The sequence below is a fragment of the Citreicoccus inhibens genome (assembly GCF_019039035.1).
GTDB classification, from domain to species: domain Bacteria; phylum Myxococcota; class Myxococcia; order Myxococcales; family Myxococcaceae; genus Citreicoccus; species Citreicoccus inhibens.
On the sequence record NZ_JAHNZT010000005.1, the window covers coordinates 315,102 to 331,436 of the forward strand.

Here is a 16,335-nt window from a genome sequence, read left to right on the forward strand (position 1 = left end):
CTACAGCAAGGCCGCCACGGCTCGGGACAGCTCGGCGCGGGTGAACCAGTCTCGCGGCCGATGGCCCGTGGTGAGCATCAGGGTCCCGTCGGTGAGCGCCACGGCGGAGTCCCGGGCGACGCGCAAGCGGACCTGGTGGACCTTCGCGCGCAGGGCATCGCGAGAGTCGGCGCTCATGGCGAGCGTGTCGAGCACTTCGGTGGAGCGCTCCGCGAGGTACGCGAGCGCATGTGCATCGCTGGGGTCCTCGGGCTCGGTGCTGGGTTCCCACTCCACTCGGAGGGGCGACCCGAGCACTCGGCCCAGTCGCTCCGACAGCGCGGCGAGGATTCGCTTCACCGCGAGCGGTGTGGGGGCCGGGGTCTCGGCGTCCACCATGTCGAGCACGGAGACCTCGTGCACGCTGAGGGACTCGACCGCCGCGGCCGGGATGAACGTCGCGTCCGCGCGGGGCAGGCGCGCGTCATGTCCTGGCACGTGCATCACGATGGTGTGGCCGTGCCGGGTCTCCACGAGGTCACGGACGAAGCCCTCGGCGTCCCTCCCGCTGCGCAGGTGCAGCGTCACATACGGCAGGCGCACGGGCAGGCCTGCCCGGCGCCGCTCGGCCAGCGCGGCCAGGGCTTCGAGGACCTCGCTCACGCTCCAGGTGCCCCATGTCTCCAGGGGCGCCAGCACGTCCGTGCCCGAGGCCATGGCTAGAGCGCCTTCTCCAGCGTCTTCTGGATGGCATCACGGCGATCGCGAATGTCATCCACGTTGGTGCACGGCTCGTGGTCGAGCGTCAGCACGCCGCCCTCGAAGGTCACGAAGCCTCCACTCGCTGAGTAGATGCCACCCGTGTTGCGGATGACGATGCGATGGAGTCCCGACTTGAGAGCGTCTCGCCCCATGTCGTCGGTGGTGATGCCCTCCAGTGCCTCGGTGAGTGGAGTGAAGAACACCTTGGGCCAGCACTCGTCGTACAGATGGGCCTGCTCGTCGGTCGCCAGGCTCTGCCAGTTCACGTCAATGGGAACGGCGAAGTGCGCCGCGGTCTCGACCTGCTGCTTGAGAGGGGGATAGAGCGTGTCCTCGAACTTCTTCGCGGCCCTGCGTTCAGCCAGTCCCATGGTGTGCATCTCCCGCCACTGTGTGGCCCCGCAGTCTGACCCAGACTCCGGGTAGGAGCCCAGTGTACCTACACGTCGCCTCTTTCACGGCCTACCCGCACGGGTGGCGCTCGCTGGCAAGTGTCACGGTGGGGTGGCAGCCTTTCGTGTCCGAGCCTGTCAGGAGGATGGGGTGCGCACATGCCCCAGCGGCTGTATCCAAGCCCGCGCGGTCGTGACCATCTTCCATCCACTTCGGGCAGGCCATGGGGGAGACGAGGTCGCGTGACGAAGACTCCTGCGGCAAGAGGCGGCTGCGCGCGTCACCGGGCCCCGGTGACCGCGTCGTGCTCGTGGAGAAAGGGCGCGCCGTGAATCCGCGGGCGGTGACCTCCGACGGACTCGCCGACCGGGTCGAGGCGCGACGCGCGGACATCCTCCGCCGCTGGGAGGCGCGCGTGCGCGTGCTGCTCGGCGCCAGTCCGCCGCCTCAGCACGTGGGCCTGCCGCGGTTGATGGACGCGCTGCTCGCGGCGCTGCGGGACCCAGATGCCTTCGAGGCCGTGGAGGCGTTCACTCGCGAGCAGGGCCGCGTCCGCTCGCGGGCGGGCGCGGACGCGGCGGTGCTGGTGCGCGAGTACGGCCTCCTGCGTGACGTGGTCCTGGATGTCCTGGAGGAGGAGCATCAGGTGGTGGACGTGGCCGCGTTCCGCGCGCTGTCGCGAGCCATCGACACGAGCCTCGCGCACGCCGTGGCGCGCACGCTGGACAACGAGCCGCCGGAGCCGGGCCTCGCGCGAGGCGGACTGCCGCGGCGGCTCGAGGAGGCGCAGGTCGCGGCGGATGAGCTGCTGGAGACGCGGCGCGCCCAGCGAGAGCGGGACGAGGTCCGCGAGCAGCTCACGCGCGTGCTCACCCACCTGCCCATCGTGCTGTGGGCCATGGACACCCGGGGCGTGATGACGCTGTTCGAGGGCGAGGGCGTCCGCTCGGTGGGGATGGATCCCCACTCGCTGCTGGGGTGCTCCATCTTCGACATCTTCCAAGGGCGCGAGGACGTGCGCGAGGCCTCGCTGCGCGCGCTGGCGGGAGAGTCCTTCACCGCGGAGCTGAAGCTCTTCGATGTCTGGTTCGAGGTGCGCTTCTCCCCGGTGCGTGGCCTCCACGGGCAGGTGACGAGCGTGTCGGGCCTGTCCGTGGACATCACGGACCGGCGGCGCGCGGAGGAGGAGCTGCGGGCCTCGGAGACGCGCTACCGCCTGGCCACCCAGGCCACCCGCGATGTCATCTGGGATTGGGACCCCATGAGCGGCATCATGCGCTGGAGCGAGCTGGCCCCCCGGGTGTTCCGCATCGTGGACTGGGGCTCGGTGCCCGCGAGCCTGGAGTGGTGGACCGGCCGCATCCATCCCGACGAGCGCGAGCGCATCATCCAGGGCTTCCGCGCCGTGCTCGACGGAGGCGGTGAGGACTGGAACGCCGAGTACCGCTTCCTGCGCGGGGACGGCACGTGGGCCGTCATCGAGGACCGCGGCCGACTGGTGCGCGACGCCCTGGCCCGGCCGGTGCGCATGGTGGGCGCGCTCCAGGACATCACCGAGCGCCGCGCCGCCGAGGAGGAGGCGAAGCGCCGGGCCGGGTTCGAACAGCTGCTCATCGGCATCGTGGGGCATGACCTGCGCAACCCCATCTCCGCCATCACCATGGCCGCGGGAACGCTGGAGCGACAGGACACGCTGGACGAGCGCGGGCGCAAGGCCGTGGCGCGCATTCGCTCCAGCGCCGCGCGCGCCGCGCGGATGCTGCGCGATGTGCTCGACTTCACCCAGGCGCGGCTGGGCGGTGGCATCCGCATGGAGCCGCGCCCCGTGGACCTGCACGACCTGGTCCGCCAGGTGATGGAGGAGGTGCAGCTGGCGCACCCCACGCGGCGACTGCACGTGGAGTGCCTGGGGGATGGCCATGGGGTGTGGGACGCCGACCGACTGGCGCAGGTCATCACCAACCTGGTGAACAACGCGCTGTCGTACGGCTACCCGCAGTGCCCGGTGTTCGTGCGCACGCGAGGCGAGGCCCAGTCCGTGGTGCTGTCTGTGCACAACCAGGGCCCGTCCATCCCGCCCGAGCTGATGCCGCACCTGTTCGAGCCCCTCAAGCGCGCGGGAGGAGCCCAGGGGCCGAGCCAGGGGCATGGGCTGGGGCTCGGCCTGTTCATCGTGAAGCACGTGGTGGACGCGCATGGCGGCTCCGTGCGGGTCCGGTCCACCGAGCGAGAGGGCACATCCTTCCGGGTGGCGCTGCCGCGCCGCCTGGACTCCGGGCTCCCGGCCGGCCCGTGGCTTGCTCTGGACTCCGAGCCCGGGTAGCTACGGCCCCTCACGTCAGCGCTTCCCTACCGGGAGGGGGAAATCATGAAGAAGGTCCTGATTGGCGTCGGCATCGGCTGTGGAGCGCTCCTCATCTTGGGCCTCATGGCGGGGATTGGCCTGTTCCTGGTGGGCAAGAAGGCCGTGGAGTCGTCGAACCTGGGGACCGCGGCGGCGCGGTTCCAGAAGCAGGAGGAGGCGCTGACCCATCTCCAGACGACCTACGCGTTCACCGCGCCGCCGGACGGACAGGTCCTGAAGCTGGACGCCGCGCGGCTGGAGGCCTACCTCGCCGTGCGCGAGGGCGCGCTGCCGGCCTACGCGGCCTTCGCGGAGAAGAGCCACGAGCTGGAGGCGAAGCGCGACCAGGGACACCGGCCGGGCGTGACCGAGCTGCTCCAGGCGGCCAATGCCATGTCGGGGCTGGTGGCGGATTGCCGCGAGGCCTATGTGTCCGGCCTGACGAAGCAGAAGATGTCCCCCGCTGAGTTCACCACCATCACCCAGGCCCTCTACGTGTCCACCCTGGTGACCGCGATGGGCACGGCCCAGGAGGAGGCGGCTCGCCAGGGTCGCGCCGCCCTGGAGAAGCAGGTGGCCAAGCTGGACCAGGACCTCGCGGGTGACTCGCTCACCGGCGCGGCGCGCACCCAGGCGGAGCAGCTGCGCGCGGGCCTCCAGGAGCAGCTCGATGACTTGCACGAGGCGCAGGAGAACGGCGCGTCCCCTGAGCAGCGCGCGACGATGGCCGCCAACCTCGCGCTCATGAAGCCGATGGAGGCGCGCATCGCCAAGGTGGCCAACCCGGCCTTTGACCTGTTCACCGCGAACGGCGCGGGCGCGATGCCGGGCTCGGGCTCCGAGGAGGCCACCGAGGCCGACTCGGACGACTCCGACGACGACTCGACCGCCGAGCACAAGGAGTAGCTCGGCTCAGGCCTCCGCCTCGCGCCGCGTGGGGCGGTGGCGCCGTGCGTGGCGGAGGCTGGCTCCCACCGCGGCGCCCAGGAGCACGACGATGAGGGCCACGGAGAGCAGCGGCGAGATTTCCACCCAGCTGGCCAGCAGCATCTTCAGGCCCGCGAAGCCGAGCACCCCCGCGAGCCCGTAGTGCAGGTACTCGAGCGACCCCACCGCCTCGGCGATGACGAGGTAGAGCGCGCGCAGGCCGAGGATGGCGAAGGCGTTGGAGCTGTAGAGCAGGAACGTGTCGTGGGTGACGGAGAACGCGGCCGGCACGGAGTCCACCGCGAAGAGGATGTCCGTCACCTCCAGCCCCACCACCGCGAGGAAGAGCGGCGTGGCCAACCAGCGGCCCTCGCGCTTCACCACGAAGCGCGAGCCCTCCAGCTCCCGCGTCACCGGCAGGCGCCGTGACAGCCATTGCACCGCGCGGCTGTCGCCCTGCTTCGCGGGGTCCTCGCGGAGCACGCGCCACGCGGTGACGAGCAGGATGGCGCCGAAGACGTAGGACACCCAGGACCAGCGCTCCAGCGCCGCCGCGCCCGCGAAGATGAAGCCCGCGCGCAGCACCAGCGCGCCGAAGATGCCCAGGAAGAGCACCGGGTGCTGCAGGGCGGGGGGGACGCCGAGGCCTCGGAAGATGACGAGGAACACGAAGAGGTTGTCCAGACTCAGACTCTTCTCGATGAGCCAGGCCGCCAGGTACGTGCTGGCCGCCTCGCCGCCCCGCGTGGCCCACACGAAGCCACCGAAGGCCAGCCCCACGGCCACCCAGATTCCAGTCCACGCGAGGGCTGCCCCGCGGGATTGTCCCCGGCTCCCCCTGTGAGCGAGGAGATCCACGCCGAGCAGCGTGAGCAGCAGCGCCCAGAAGACCCACCACATCCATGCCGGCGTGTGCTCCATGTCGGCGGCGAAGCTAGGCACAGCCAGGGTGCGACGGGTCCCATGCTGGTCGGATGTTCAGCGGGGCAGTGTCCACCTGGAACCATCACCCACCCCGTGGGGCATGACGCACTCATGGTTGGAGCGACGCTCTGAAACGTTGTTTCACGCTCCGTTGCCTTCGACGCCCGGACTCGCGCTGGATGTGCTAGTTCGAACGGACGGGCGGGACGCAATGACTGCCAACGCTCCTCTGGAGGCGGTACGGATGAAGACTGTCATCTTCGCGTGTGTGCACAACGAGGGTCGCTCCCAGATGGCGGCGGCCTTCTTCAATCTGCTGGCGGACCCCACGAAGGCGCGTGCGCTGTCGGCGGGCTCGGAGCCCGGCCAGAAGGTGCGCCCGGAAGTGCTGGCGGCCATGGCGGACATCGGCGTGGACCTGTCGAGCGTGAAGCCGCAGCTGCTCACGGAGGCGATGACGCGCGAGGCGCTGATGCTCGTCGCCCTGGGCACGTTCGGGCCTGTCCCGAACGCGCCGCCCGCGCTCCAGCGCGTGGACTGGCCGCTCGAGGACCCCGCCGGCAAGTCGCAGGATGAGGTGCAGAAGATTCGCGATCAGATCGCCGCGATGGTGGCGGGGCTGGTCCAGGGGCAGGACTGGGAGCGTCCGCCCGCGTAGACCCGCCGTGCGCCGCCACGGTCCGTGGGGCCTCAGCCACGCGCCTGGATGCGGGCGTGGCTGGGTGACCTCGGTCCGTGCGGTCCGGGACTCACCTGGCACGAGCGGCCCGCCGGGAGTCAGTTGGCAGACGGCTTGAAATGGGCGACGGTGCTGCCCCACGCTGTCCGTTCGACGACGCTCCTGTCGCCCTTTTGCCTACCTGGATGAGCCCCGCGATGCTTCCTGTCCTCCTCGCCGTGCTCCTGTCGCAAGCCGCGCCCGAGGCCCCTTCTCGTCAGCACGGTGTGCCCATTGGCAAGGGCAAGACCTTGCCCACCGTCCGTCTGTCCGCTCCGTCTGGAGGCTGGACGGTGGACCGGATGATGTTGGTGGAGGGCACGCTCAGCGACACCACCATCGACCCCGTGGTCGTCTCCATCAACGGCGACCGCTACTTGATGCGCACGAACAACGGGCGCTTCAGCCGCAAGTTCCCCGCGGCCAGCGGCAAGAACGTCGTCACGGTGATGGCGACGAATCAGGCCGGCACGGCGCGCACGCAGGCCACCAGCTACGCGCAGGTCCCCTCGGTGCCGCTCAAGGCCATCCTCACGAGCGACACGGATGGCGTGTACACGGACCTGCACATCTACGAGCCCACGGACAAGAGCGAGTCGGGCAGCACGCTCGACGTGAAGACGATGGCCCACGTGTACTGGGCCAACACGGCGAGCCCGTCCGGCGGCACCTTCTTCCTCAACGAGCAGGGCGGTGACTTCGATCAGCCCGCCTACGGCCCGTACCTCTACGTCCACCGCGCGCCGCCCAAGGGCGTGTACCTCATCGCCACCAACTACTGGCCCAGCGGTGACAAGGCGCACACCGTGGCGACGCTGAACCTGGTCCTGTTCGAGGGCACGCCGCACGAGATTCGCCGCATGGTGCGCATTCCGTTGGCCACGCCCGGCACCACCCGTGTGCTCGCGTGGGTGAACATCCTGGGCGACGGCCAGGCGGAGACCTACGTGCCCTCGCAGGACCCCAAGCCCCAGGGCTCCGGCTGGCCCACCAACCTGGATGCGGCGCTCAAGGCGATCCAGGCGAACGGCGACTCCGGTGGCGAGGGCGACTACTGAGCCTGGGCCACCGCCCCGGTCGCGCTTCCCATGCTTGCCCTGTCCCTGATGCTGTCCCTGGTGGCCACCGGACCGGTGGCCGTGGCGCCGAAGCCGGTGCTGCCGGCTCCGGTGGCGCCGACTTCGGTCGAGGCGCGGGCCGTGCGGCTGCGCCAGGAAGTGGCGCGCATCGCGCTGGCGCAGGTGCAGCGCATGGACGCGACGTGGCACCCGGAGCAGCGGGACTGCGCGGGGCTGATTCGCTTCGCCTATCGCGTCGCCTACAAGCGCGTGGACGCGGGGCGCCTCGCCTCGCCGCTGTGGCGGGACACGCGGGGGGCGCCCGTGGACTTCGCGGACGCGGAGACGCTGCTGACGCACAGCTTCGGCCCTTTGGGCCGTGATGCCGCCGCGCGCGAGTCGCTGCGCACGGGCGACATCCTCGCGTTCCGCCAGGAGCACGACGCGGGCCCTGTGTTCCACCTCATGCTGGTGGTGCGCCCGGAGGACCGGGCCCACGCGCCCGCGCGCGTTGTCTATCACCCGGGCGAGCCGGGCGCCGTGGTGCGCACGGGCGTGCTCGACACCCTTTCCGCCGAGGCGCCCCTGGAGTGGCGCCCGGTGCCCCAGAACGCAGCGTTCCTGGGCTTCTTCCGATTCAAGGAGTGGATGCCATGACATCTCCCACGAGCCCCTCGGGCACGCCGCCTCCCGCGGCGCCGCCCTCGGGTCCCCGCAAGGCCGGCGGACCTCCCAAGGGCGTGCTCATCGCCGCGGGCGTGGTGCTCATCGGCGCCCTGGTCGCGGGCGCCTTCGTGCTGGGCCGTCGCAGCGGGACGGGGATCGGCTCGGGCGCGTCGTTCTCGACGGGCGAGCGCCAGGGGCCGCCCACCGCGGGTGCCTCCGTGGAGGGCTTGCCGGAGGTCCCCGCCGAGGCGGTGAAGATGGACGTTCCGGGGAGCGCCGCACCCGCCGCGGTCTGGGTGGATGTGTACGCGCCCGGCAAGGTGCGCGACGCGATGGTGCGCAACGCGTGGCTGAAGCAGACGCTCGCGCAGCCCGTGGGCAAGGGCTTCATCGGCGGGTGGGCGGCCTTCTTCGGCACGACCGGCGAGGACTTGAAGGCGGACTTCAAGGGCGCCGTGCTGGATGTGGTGGCGGGCCGGCTGTTGGACGTGCCCTTCCGGGCGGTGTGGTTCAGCGGCGATGCGCGCGCGGGCACTCCGGCGTTCATCCTGCCGCGCCCGGACTCGGCCTCCACGTCGGCGTGGCAGGCGTTGGACAAGGTGGCGCGCCGCAGCGAGATGACCGCGGAGGGGTGCCCGGGGGGGGAGGGTCAGGCGCCCGCGGGGGGCTTCCACCTGTCGCGCTGGCTGGTGGCGGAGCAGACGCTGTGGGCGGCGCGGTCCGAGGACCGGTTGGTGCTCGCGCGGCACCCGGTGGTGGTGCTCCAGGGCCTGTGCACGGGGCTTCCCAAGCTGGACGGGGACTCGGGCGTGGACGTGGAGCTGGGGTTCGACCCCAAGTCGTACGGCCGCGAGGCGCAGCTGCTCGGCCACGTGTTGGGCCTGGGCGAGCACACGCGCCTCCAGTTCGCGGTGGAGGGTGACCGGCTGGTGGGCAAGGGCATCGCGGGCGAGCTGATGGACGGGCCCGCGCGGCTGGACAGCGCGCCCCTGTCGGATGACCTGCTGCGCCTGATTCCCGAGGACGCGCCGGTGCTGCTGACGCTCCAGCTCAAGCTGCCCGCGTCCATGGAGCCCGACGCGCTCAAGGACTTCTGGAAGGTGGAGGGCGGCGGCAAGGGCCCCACCGTCACGCGGCAGGTCGCGGTGGTGTGGACGCCGCGCGGGGACGCGTCGCTGCCCATGGCGCTGTCGTTGCTCTGGGGGCGCAAGGAGGACGCGCCCGCGCTGGAGAAGCTCTTCACGGGGGGCTCGCACACGCTTCAGCGCGCCACGTTGTGCAACCACGTGGCGCTGGCCAGCACGGCGGAGGAGCTGGAGCGCCTGCGCCGCGCCTGCGAGGGCAAGAGCCCCAACCTGCTCAACGCCGCGGGCCCGGTGGTCGCGGGTCTGCGGACGCCCGCGTCCGTGTCCCTGGGCGTCAACCTGGGACGGCTGCTCAGCGGCCTGACGCGAGATGGCTATGCATCCGAGGTGCGCGCGGGCCGCGACGCGCCTCTTCCCAAGGCCGTGCCGCCCGAAATCGAGGCGGCCCGCCGTGACTTGGAGTCGCTCCCGTACCTGGGCCTTCACGGCACGGTGAAGGGCGACGCGCTGGTTCCTGGAGGTTTCGGGTCATGAAGATTGCTCATCGCATCGTGGCGCTCGTCGCGCTCGCGCTGTCCGGCGTGGCCGCGGCCAAGCCCCTCTACATCACCGTGCCGCGCTCCTATGGCAGCCAGGAGCCGGTGGGCGTGGACGTGGCCTTCGAGGACAAGGGTCCCGTGGAGCTGCGCGTCCTCAAGCCGGAGAACGTGGACGCGTTCATCCGCGCGCAGACGGACCTGCGGCGCGCGTATCAGGCGCCGCCCACCCTGGTGAACCCGGGCCGCGCGCTCAGCCGAGGCCTCAACGCGGTGCACTCGCCGGGGCGGTGGCTGCTCAACTCGATGTCGCTGCCCATCCGCGAGGACCTCATCGGCGTGCTGCCGCCGGCGCCGGCGGCCTCGTCCTCGGGCGAGCAGCTCGCGAAGGTGTCCGAGGGGCCGGAGAAGCTGGTGGGCACGCCTCCGGGCTTCTCCGTGGTGCGCAGCCAGTGGCTGAACCTGGACCTGGGTGGGTCGGAGCGGGACTTCAACGTCCCCGGCTTCGACACGAGCGGCTACAGCGGCGGCTTCCAGGAGCGCCGCGTGGTGCTCGCGCCGCTGCCGCCCGGGACCTACGTCCTCCAACTCGTGCAGGGGCGGGTGGAGGGGCAGGTGGTGCTCGTGGTCAGCGACCTGTCCGTGCAGCTCAAGCAGACGGATGGACAGGTGCTGGTGCGCGTGGCGGGGCGGGACCAGAAGCCGCGCGAGGGCGCGCACGTGCAGGTGTACCTGTCGAAGGGCAAGGGGCCCGCGGGCACGACGGACGCGAAGGGTGAGGTGACGCTGGCGGTGGACGAGCCGCGCCTCATCGCCACCGCGACGGTGGACGCGGACACGGCCATCGTGGACACGGACTTCTACTCCGCGCTGGCGGTGGCGCCGGACGTGTTCATCTACAGCGACCGGCCCATCTACAAGCCGGGCAACGAGGTGAAGTTCCGCGGGCTCGTGCGGCAGCCGGACACCTTCCTGGCGCGCCTGTTCACGCCGAAGAAGCGCGACGTGCTGGTGAAGCTGGTGTCCCAGGAGGGACGCGCGCTCACCACGCGCGCGACGGTGGACGAGTTCGGCGCGTTCAACGGCACGCTGAAGGTGCCGGAGGACCTGGGCACGGGGGTGCTGCGCGTGGAGGCGGAGCTCGACACGCATCCGTACCAGGGCGAGGCCCGGGTGCAGGACTACGTGAAGCCCACGTTCTATCTGGAGGTGGAGCCCGACTCGGAGACGGTGGTGCCCGGCAAGACGCTGCGCGCGAAGGTGCACGCGCGCCGCTACGCGGGCGGCATCCCGGCGGGCGCGAAGTACGAGGTGTTCCTCTACCGCAGCCTGCTGGATGCGCCGGCGTGGGTGGATGACGCGGGCAAGGGCGGGCAGGGCAGCGCGGTGACGTACGGCACCGCCTCCACCACGGAGGGCAAGCTGAGCGTCCCCGAGCGCCTGTACTCGTCGGTCGCGGAGCGCAGCGCCACGGAGGACCCGTGGTCCAGCGCGAGCGCGTTCGACGCGAGCGGTGACGCGTCCATCGAGATCGCCGTCCCCGAGCTGAAGCCGGGCGAGGAGCGCCTGCCGTACCGCTACACGCTGACCGTGCGCGCGCGGGATGACCAGGAGACGTTCGCCAACGCCACTGCGGCCTTCTTCCTGTCCAAGGTGGAGGTGCTGGGCACGGCGCGCTACTCGGAGCCGGTGGTGTCCAAGGGGGGCGAGGCGATGCTGTCGATGCGCGCCACCACGCTGTCGGGCAAGGCCTATGGCACCACGCAGGGCGAGGTGGAGTTCGTGCTGCGGCGCGCGGACGGCAAGGAGAAGAGCCTGGGCAAGCGCTCGTTCACCACGGCGGCGGACGGGACGCATCGGGAGAAGGTGCCCACGGGAGACGTGGGCGCGGTGCTGGCGCGCGTGACGTTGAAGGACAAGCGGGGCGAGGCGTGGACGGGCGAGGAGTCCTTGCTCGTCATCGGCGCCGAGGACGAGCCGGTGGCGCAGGTTCCCAACCTCACGCTGGCGTCGCTGTCGGGCGCGCTGGAGCCGGGGGACACGGCTCGGCTGGTGGCGCTGCTGCCAGATGGCTGGGGTCCGGCTGGACGGGACGCGGGCTCGGTGTGGGTGACGCTGACGGGCGCGGGGCTCTATGGCACGCAGCTCGTGTCGCTCAAGGGCCGCACGCTGGTGCACGCCTTCGACGTGGAGAAGCGCTTCGGCAGCGCGGTGTATGCGTCCGTGGCGTATCCCACGGCCTCGGGCCGCTGGGAGGAGCGCACCGTGGCGTTCCGCGTGGTGCCTCGCGAGCGCACGCTCACCGTGACGGTGCAGCCGCAGCGCGCGGAGACGGCGCCGCTGAGTGACCAGGCGCTCGAGCTGCGCGTCACCGATAGCGAGGGCCGGGGCGTGGTGGCGCAGGTGTCCGTGGGCGTGGTGGACAAGGCGGTGTACGCCATCCAGAGCGAGTTCCGGCCCAAGGTGCTGGACTTCTTCTACCCGCCCGCGCGCAACAACGTCTCGAACTTCTACTCGTCCGAGTTCCAGGGCTACGGCTACGGCGAGGCGCTGGCGCGCAAGCTGTCCGGGCTGCCGGACCACGCCTTCGCGTCCATCAAGCCGCCCAGCCGTCAGGCGCGCGACCTGGAGAAGGACACCGCGCACTGGGACCCCGCGGTGGTGACGGACCGGGATGGCCGCGCGACGGTGCGCTTCACGCTGCCGTCCAACCAGACGCTGTGGGTGATTACGGCGGTGGCCGCGGACACGTCCGGTCGCTTCGGCGAGGGCACGTCCGAGTTCGCCACGCGGGGCGGCATCAACCTGTACGCCGCGCTGCCGCAGTTCCTCCGTGAGGGCGATGAGGCGCTCGCGTCCGTGCGGCTGTCGGCAGGGGAGAAGGCCGAGGGCAGCCAGGTGCTCGACGTGAAGCTGGCGTCGGCGGGGGCGCTCAAGGCGGACCAGTCGCAGGCCAAGGTGGAGCTGGCCAAGGGCGGCGAGAAGGTGGTGCCGGTGACGCTGAAGGCCTCGGCCACGGGCGCCGCGCAGCTCGCGGTGGCGGTGACGGGTGGCAGGGACCCGCTGCGGGACACGAAGGGCTTCGACGTGCGGCCGGCCGCGGTGGAGGACGCGGTGAAGGTGAGCGCGTGGGGCGGTGGCGCGCTGGCGCTCCCCGCGGCGGACTCGGCGACGCTGACGAGCGTGCAGCTCGTGCTCCAACCCTCGCTGGTGGACGCGGCGCTCACCAACGTGCGGGAGCTGCTCACATACCCATACGGATGCCTGGAGCAGCTTGTCTCCACCACGGTGCCCAACGTGGCGCTGTACCAGGTGCTCCAGAAGGCGGGCACGCTGGACAAGCTGGATACCGACACGCAGGCGCTCCTGGCGGAGGCGCGCAGCCGCGCCGTGCAGGGCACCGCGCGCATCCTCGCGCTGGAGGTCCGAGGTGGCGGCTTCACGTGGTTTGGCGGCTACAGCGAGCCGAGCCTGCCGCTCACCCTCATCGCGATGGATGGTCTGGCGTATGCGGTGGACGCGGGGCTGGCGGATCGCGATGACCCGCGCATCACCGAGACCGCGACGTGGCTCGACGGACAGCAGAACCTGCCGCCGGAGTACGAGGCCACGCGCGCGTACGTGCTGGCGCGGTTGCAGGGGCCGCGGCAGGCGGCGCGGGTCCGTGCGCTCGTGCAGGGCGCACAGCCGGGCGACCTGTACTCGCTGGCCCTCGCGGTGCTCGCGGCGGAGAAGGCGGGCGTGATGAAGGAGGCGGCCCTCCAGGACCGCATCAACGCGCTGGTGGCTCGGAGCACGGAGGGCTTCGCCACCCTGGCCAGCTTGAAGCAGGGCCAGGAGCCGCAGCTGTCCGAGGCGTTCTTCCGCTATCCGCTGCGTCGCGTGGGCCTGACGGCCATCACCGCGCACGCGGCCTCGTTCGGCACACTGGATGTCACCCGTGCTCGCAAGCGCGTCCTGGAATTGCTGAGCGAGCCGGACCTGTCGACGTTCGACCGGAGCACCGCGCTGCTGCACTCGCTGTGGCTCATCGAGCGCGACGCGAAGGCGTTCCGTGGGATGTCGCCGCCGGAGGTGAAGGGCACGAAGGGCGCGGTGAAGTTCGCGCCGCGCGGCATGGGGCTGGTGGCCACGCTGGCGCCGGGGACGCGCACGGTGGACGTGGGCGGCTTCGATGGCGTGGCCACGCTGCAGGCGTCCGCGCTGACGCCGCTCTCCTCGGTTCAGGCGAAGTCCGAGGGCATGTCCATCCAGCGCGCGTACTACGTGCTTCGCGAGGGTGGGAAGGTGAAGCTGGAGTCCGGCACCCCCGTGTCGCAGGGCGAGGAGGTCTACGTCGAGCTGACGCTGGATGCGCGCGGGGAGAACCGGGCGCGGTCGGCGTACTACGTGGTGGAGGACGCGGTGCCCGCGGGCTTCGTGCCGCTCCAGGAGGACAAGGCCTTCCGCGGTCCTCCGCACGCGCTGCCGCTGGCGGCCGAGGCGCTCAAGCGCCGGCAGCTCAGCCCGGAGCGGGCCACCTTCTTCTTCGAGGAGCCCGCGTGGTGGAGCAACACGCCGCGCGTCATCGGCTACGTGATGCGCGCGCAGTTCGCCGGCACCTTCTCGGCGCCGCCCGCCACCATCGAGGACATGTACGCGGCGCGCATCCACGGCCGCACGGCCGCGGACGTGCTGAAGGTTGCGCCCTCGCAGAAGCCCCAGGGCGACCTGTAGTTCATGGGGTGGGCCGCCGTGGTCGCCACGCTGCTGGCGGCCTCTCCCACCTTCGTCACGCGGGGCGACGTGACGCCCGAGGCGGACCTTCGCCGCGAGGCGGAGGCCGCGTGGGCGTCCGTGGAGGCGGTGTACGTCGCCCAGGCCGGGAGCGCGCCCACGCGGGCTCCCGGCACGGTGGTGCTCCAGAAGGGCAGCGTGCTGTCCCCCGAGCGCAACGCGCAGGGGCGGCCGGGATGGGTGGAGCTGCGGCAGAACACGCCGGGCGTGTTGGACGAGCGGCTGCGGGTGGCGCTGCGCCACGAGCTGGCCCATCAGTTCCTGTGGTGGGCCTGTCCCGCGTCCAGTGAGGACCGGCTCTTCCACGAGGCGTTCGCGCTCATGACGAGCGGCGAGCTGGCCGCGTGGCGCGAGGCCCCGTACCAGTCGCTGTCGCGTGCGGCGACGGAGGTGGCGCTCGCGCCGTCGGTGGACACGCTCCGGGCTCGGCGCGGGCTGGCCCGAATCCTGGGAGAGAGCCCGGGCTTCCCCGCGTCGCTGACGCGACGGCTGCGCCAGTGTCAGGACGGCGCACGGTGGCTGGTGCCGCTGTCCTTGGATGAGCTGGCGGACGTGGCGGTGCGCGAGGCCGCGCCCGCGACGTTGGTGCTCAGTCGGCACTCGGGCGAGGTGTTGCTGGCGGAGGGCGACGTGCGGCGTGCGCTGCCGTATGGCTCGACATTGAAGCCCTTCGTGTACGCGGCGTCGCGTGAGCAGCCGGTGTTGCCGCGGCGAGAGGGCGTGCAGGAGTGGGCGTGTGGGCCGGGCCTGCCCGACAAGGTGGATGCGCGCACGGCGCTCCTTCGCTCGTGCAATGGGTACTTCCTGGATTGGGAGGCGGCGGGCTCGGCGCCTCGGTCATTCGGGGCCTGGGGGCCGGTGCTGTCCGCGGTGGGGCTCGCGGGTGACGCGGTGGACATGGCGGAGGCCATCGGGCTGCGCTCCACGCGGGCGGTGTCCCCATGGGGAATGGCGCAGGCCTACCGGCTGCTCGCGGAGGCGCGTCCGGACGTGATGGCGCTCCTGGCGGACAACGCTGCGCGAGGGACATTGAGCGACTTGCCCGCGTCCTCGGCGCTGGTGGGGGTGGCGACCAAGACGGGCACGGTGCGCGACGCGGCGAGCCGCCCGCAGTTCGGGTGGATTGTCGCGGTGGATGGGGACGTGGTGGCGGTGCTCCTGCGGCCTGGAAAGATGCCTCGGCAGTTCGCGGACGAGGTCCCGAAGGTGCTGGCGCGGGGGAAGGGGCGTGGAGGGGCGGAGGCGGCGCGCGTACAGGTGCTGGGGTTGGTGGCCCCGACTGTCGTCGAGGCGCGGTGCCCGGGACTTGGGTTCGCGCTGGAGGCCGGAGTTCCTCGCGCGGTGCCGGGAGCGTTCTCTGCGCTGGCGGGGTTGGTGGCGAAGGGACCCGCGGTGTGTCTGGGGATGCCGTGGCGCGTGCGTTTCCCCGATGGAGCGGAGGAGGGGCGAGATTACGCGGGGGTGTTCACGTGGGACGTGCCGCCAGCGTATCGACCGCCGCCGGGAGTGCCGACGACGCCTCGGGCCTTGAAGGCGCGGCGGGGCTCGGACTTCGTCTTTCGCACCACGCGGCTCCAGTACGTGGCGGGCGTGGTGACGGCGGAGGACGCGCTCTTGACGGGCGAGGCGCGCGTGGCGCTGGCGCGCGTGGTGGCGCACAACGAGCGGCACAGTCGGCATCCGGACCGGGCCGTCTGTGACACGACGCACTGTCAGGCCTTTCGAGGCACGGTGCGGGCGAAGAGGGAAGAGACGCGCGCGCTGTCGCTGCCGGCGCTGCCCTGGGATGCGTGGTTGCCATTCTCCCAGGGAGGTGATGAGCCCTGGAAGGAGGAGCGCCCGCGCGAGCAGGTGGAGGCGGTGTTGGGGAAGGGGTTGGTGTCCCTGCGCTTCGATGCGGGGCGTGTGCTGTATCTGCGCGGCGTGGTGGAGGCGGGGACGCCGTACGAGGACGCACGCACGCTGCCCTGCGAGTTGTTGCGCTCGGCGCTCAAGTTGCTGGCGTGTCCACGGCAGGCCTCGTTCGACGGCGAGCGCGTGGTGTTCGAGGGGCAGGGCAAGGGCCACGGCGAGGGACTGGACGTGGAGGCAGCCAAATCCAGTGGCCTGTCCAGCGATGCGCTGCTCCAGCGCGCCTACGGGAAGCCCGTGCCCCGCTGACGGGGCG

General features: G+C 71.6%; 11 protein-coding genes. 8 read left to right on the forward strand and 3 right to left on the reverse strand.

The window, feature by feature from the left end; all coding sequences use genetic code 11:
- Complete coding sequence (locus KRR26_RS09700) at positions 1-696, reverse strand: hypothetical protein (protein ID WP_217079664.1); 696 nt, start codon at positions 694-696, stop codon at positions 1-3.
- Between the two features lie 2 nt (positions 697-698).
- Complete coding sequence (locus tag KRR26_RS09705; protein WP_217079665.1) at positions 699-1,112, reverse strand: hypothetical protein; 414 nt, start codon at positions 1,110-1,112, stop codon at positions 699-701.
- Positions 1,113-1,462: 350 nt separating this feature from the next.
- Between KRR26_RS09705 and KRR26_RS09710 the strand changes: the two genes are divergently transcribed.
- Together KRR26_RS09710 and KRR26_RS09715 are read left to right on the forward strand one after the other, a co-directional pair.
- Positions 1,463-3,457, forward strand: a complete 1,995-nt coding sequence (locus KRR26_RS09710) for an ATP-binding protein (protein ID WP_233576761.1) — start codon at positions 1,463-1,465, stop codon at positions 3,455-3,457.
- Positions 3,458-3,502: 45 nt separating this feature from the next.
- Positions 3,503-4,384: a hypothetical protein gene (locus tag KRR26_RS09715; RefSeq protein WP_120204251.1), complete on the forward strand. Its 882-nt coding sequence runs from the start codon at positions 3,503-3,505 to the stop codon at positions 4,382-4,384.
- A gap of 6 nt (positions 4,385-4,390) precedes the next feature.
- Here KRR26_RS09715 and KRR26_RS09720 read toward each other — a convergent pair whose 3' ends face one another.
- A complete protein-coding gene (locus KRR26_RS09720) occupies positions 4,391-5,305 on the reverse strand; it encodes a TerC/Alx family metal homeostasis membrane protein (RefSeq protein ID WP_233576762.1) in 915 nt (304 codons plus the stop codon).
- A gap of 268 nt (positions 5,306-5,573) precedes the next feature.
- Between KRR26_RS09720 and KRR26_RS09725 the strand changes: the two genes are divergently transcribed.
- From KRR26_RS09725 to KRR26_RS09750, 6 genes are all read left to right on the forward strand, one after another.
- A complete protein-coding gene (locus KRR26_RS09725) occupies positions 5,574-5,987 on the forward strand; it encodes an arsenate reductase/protein-tyrosine-phosphatase family protein (RefSeq protein ID WP_120204253.1) in 414 nt (137 codons plus the stop codon).
- Positions 5,988-6,205: 218 nt separating this feature from the next.
- Positions 6,206-7,105 carry a DUF2135 domain-containing protein gene (locus tag KRR26_RS09730; protein WP_120204254.1) on the forward strand — a complete coding sequence of 300 codons (900 nt, stop codon included), beginning with the start codon at positions 6,206-6,208 and terminating at the stop codon, positions 7,103-7,105.
- Between the two features lie 30 nt (positions 7,106-7,135).
- Positions 7,136-7,762 (forward strand): DUF1175 family protein, encoded by a 627-nt coding sequence (locus KRR26_RS09735; RefSeq protein ID WP_120204257.1) that lies wholly within the window; start codon positions 7,136-7,138, stop codon positions 7,760-7,762.
- Positions 7,759-9,390: a hypothetical protein gene (locus KRR26_RS09740; RefSeq protein WP_217079666.1), complete on the forward strand. Its 1,632-nt coding sequence runs from the start codon at positions 7,759-7,761 to the stop codon at positions 9,388-9,390. The genes KRR26_RS09735 and KRR26_RS09740 overlap by 4 nt, the downstream gene beginning before the upstream one ends.
- Positions 9,387-14,108 (forward strand): alpha-2-macroglobulin family protein, encoded by a 4,722-nt coding sequence (locus KRR26_RS09745; RefSeq protein ID WP_120204260.1) that lies wholly within the window; start codon positions 9,387-9,389, stop codon positions 14,106-14,108. Before KRR26_RS09740 ends, KRR26_RS09745 begins: the two co-directional genes overlap by 4 nt.
- Before the next feature lie 3 nt (positions 14,109-14,111).
- Positions 14,112-16,328 (forward strand): SpoIID/LytB domain-containing protein, encoded by a 2,217-nt coding sequence (locus tag KRR26_RS09750; protein ID WP_217079667.1) that lies wholly within the window; start codon positions 14,112-14,114, stop codon positions 16,326-16,328.
- Positions 16,329-16,335 lie beyond the last annotated feature (7 nt).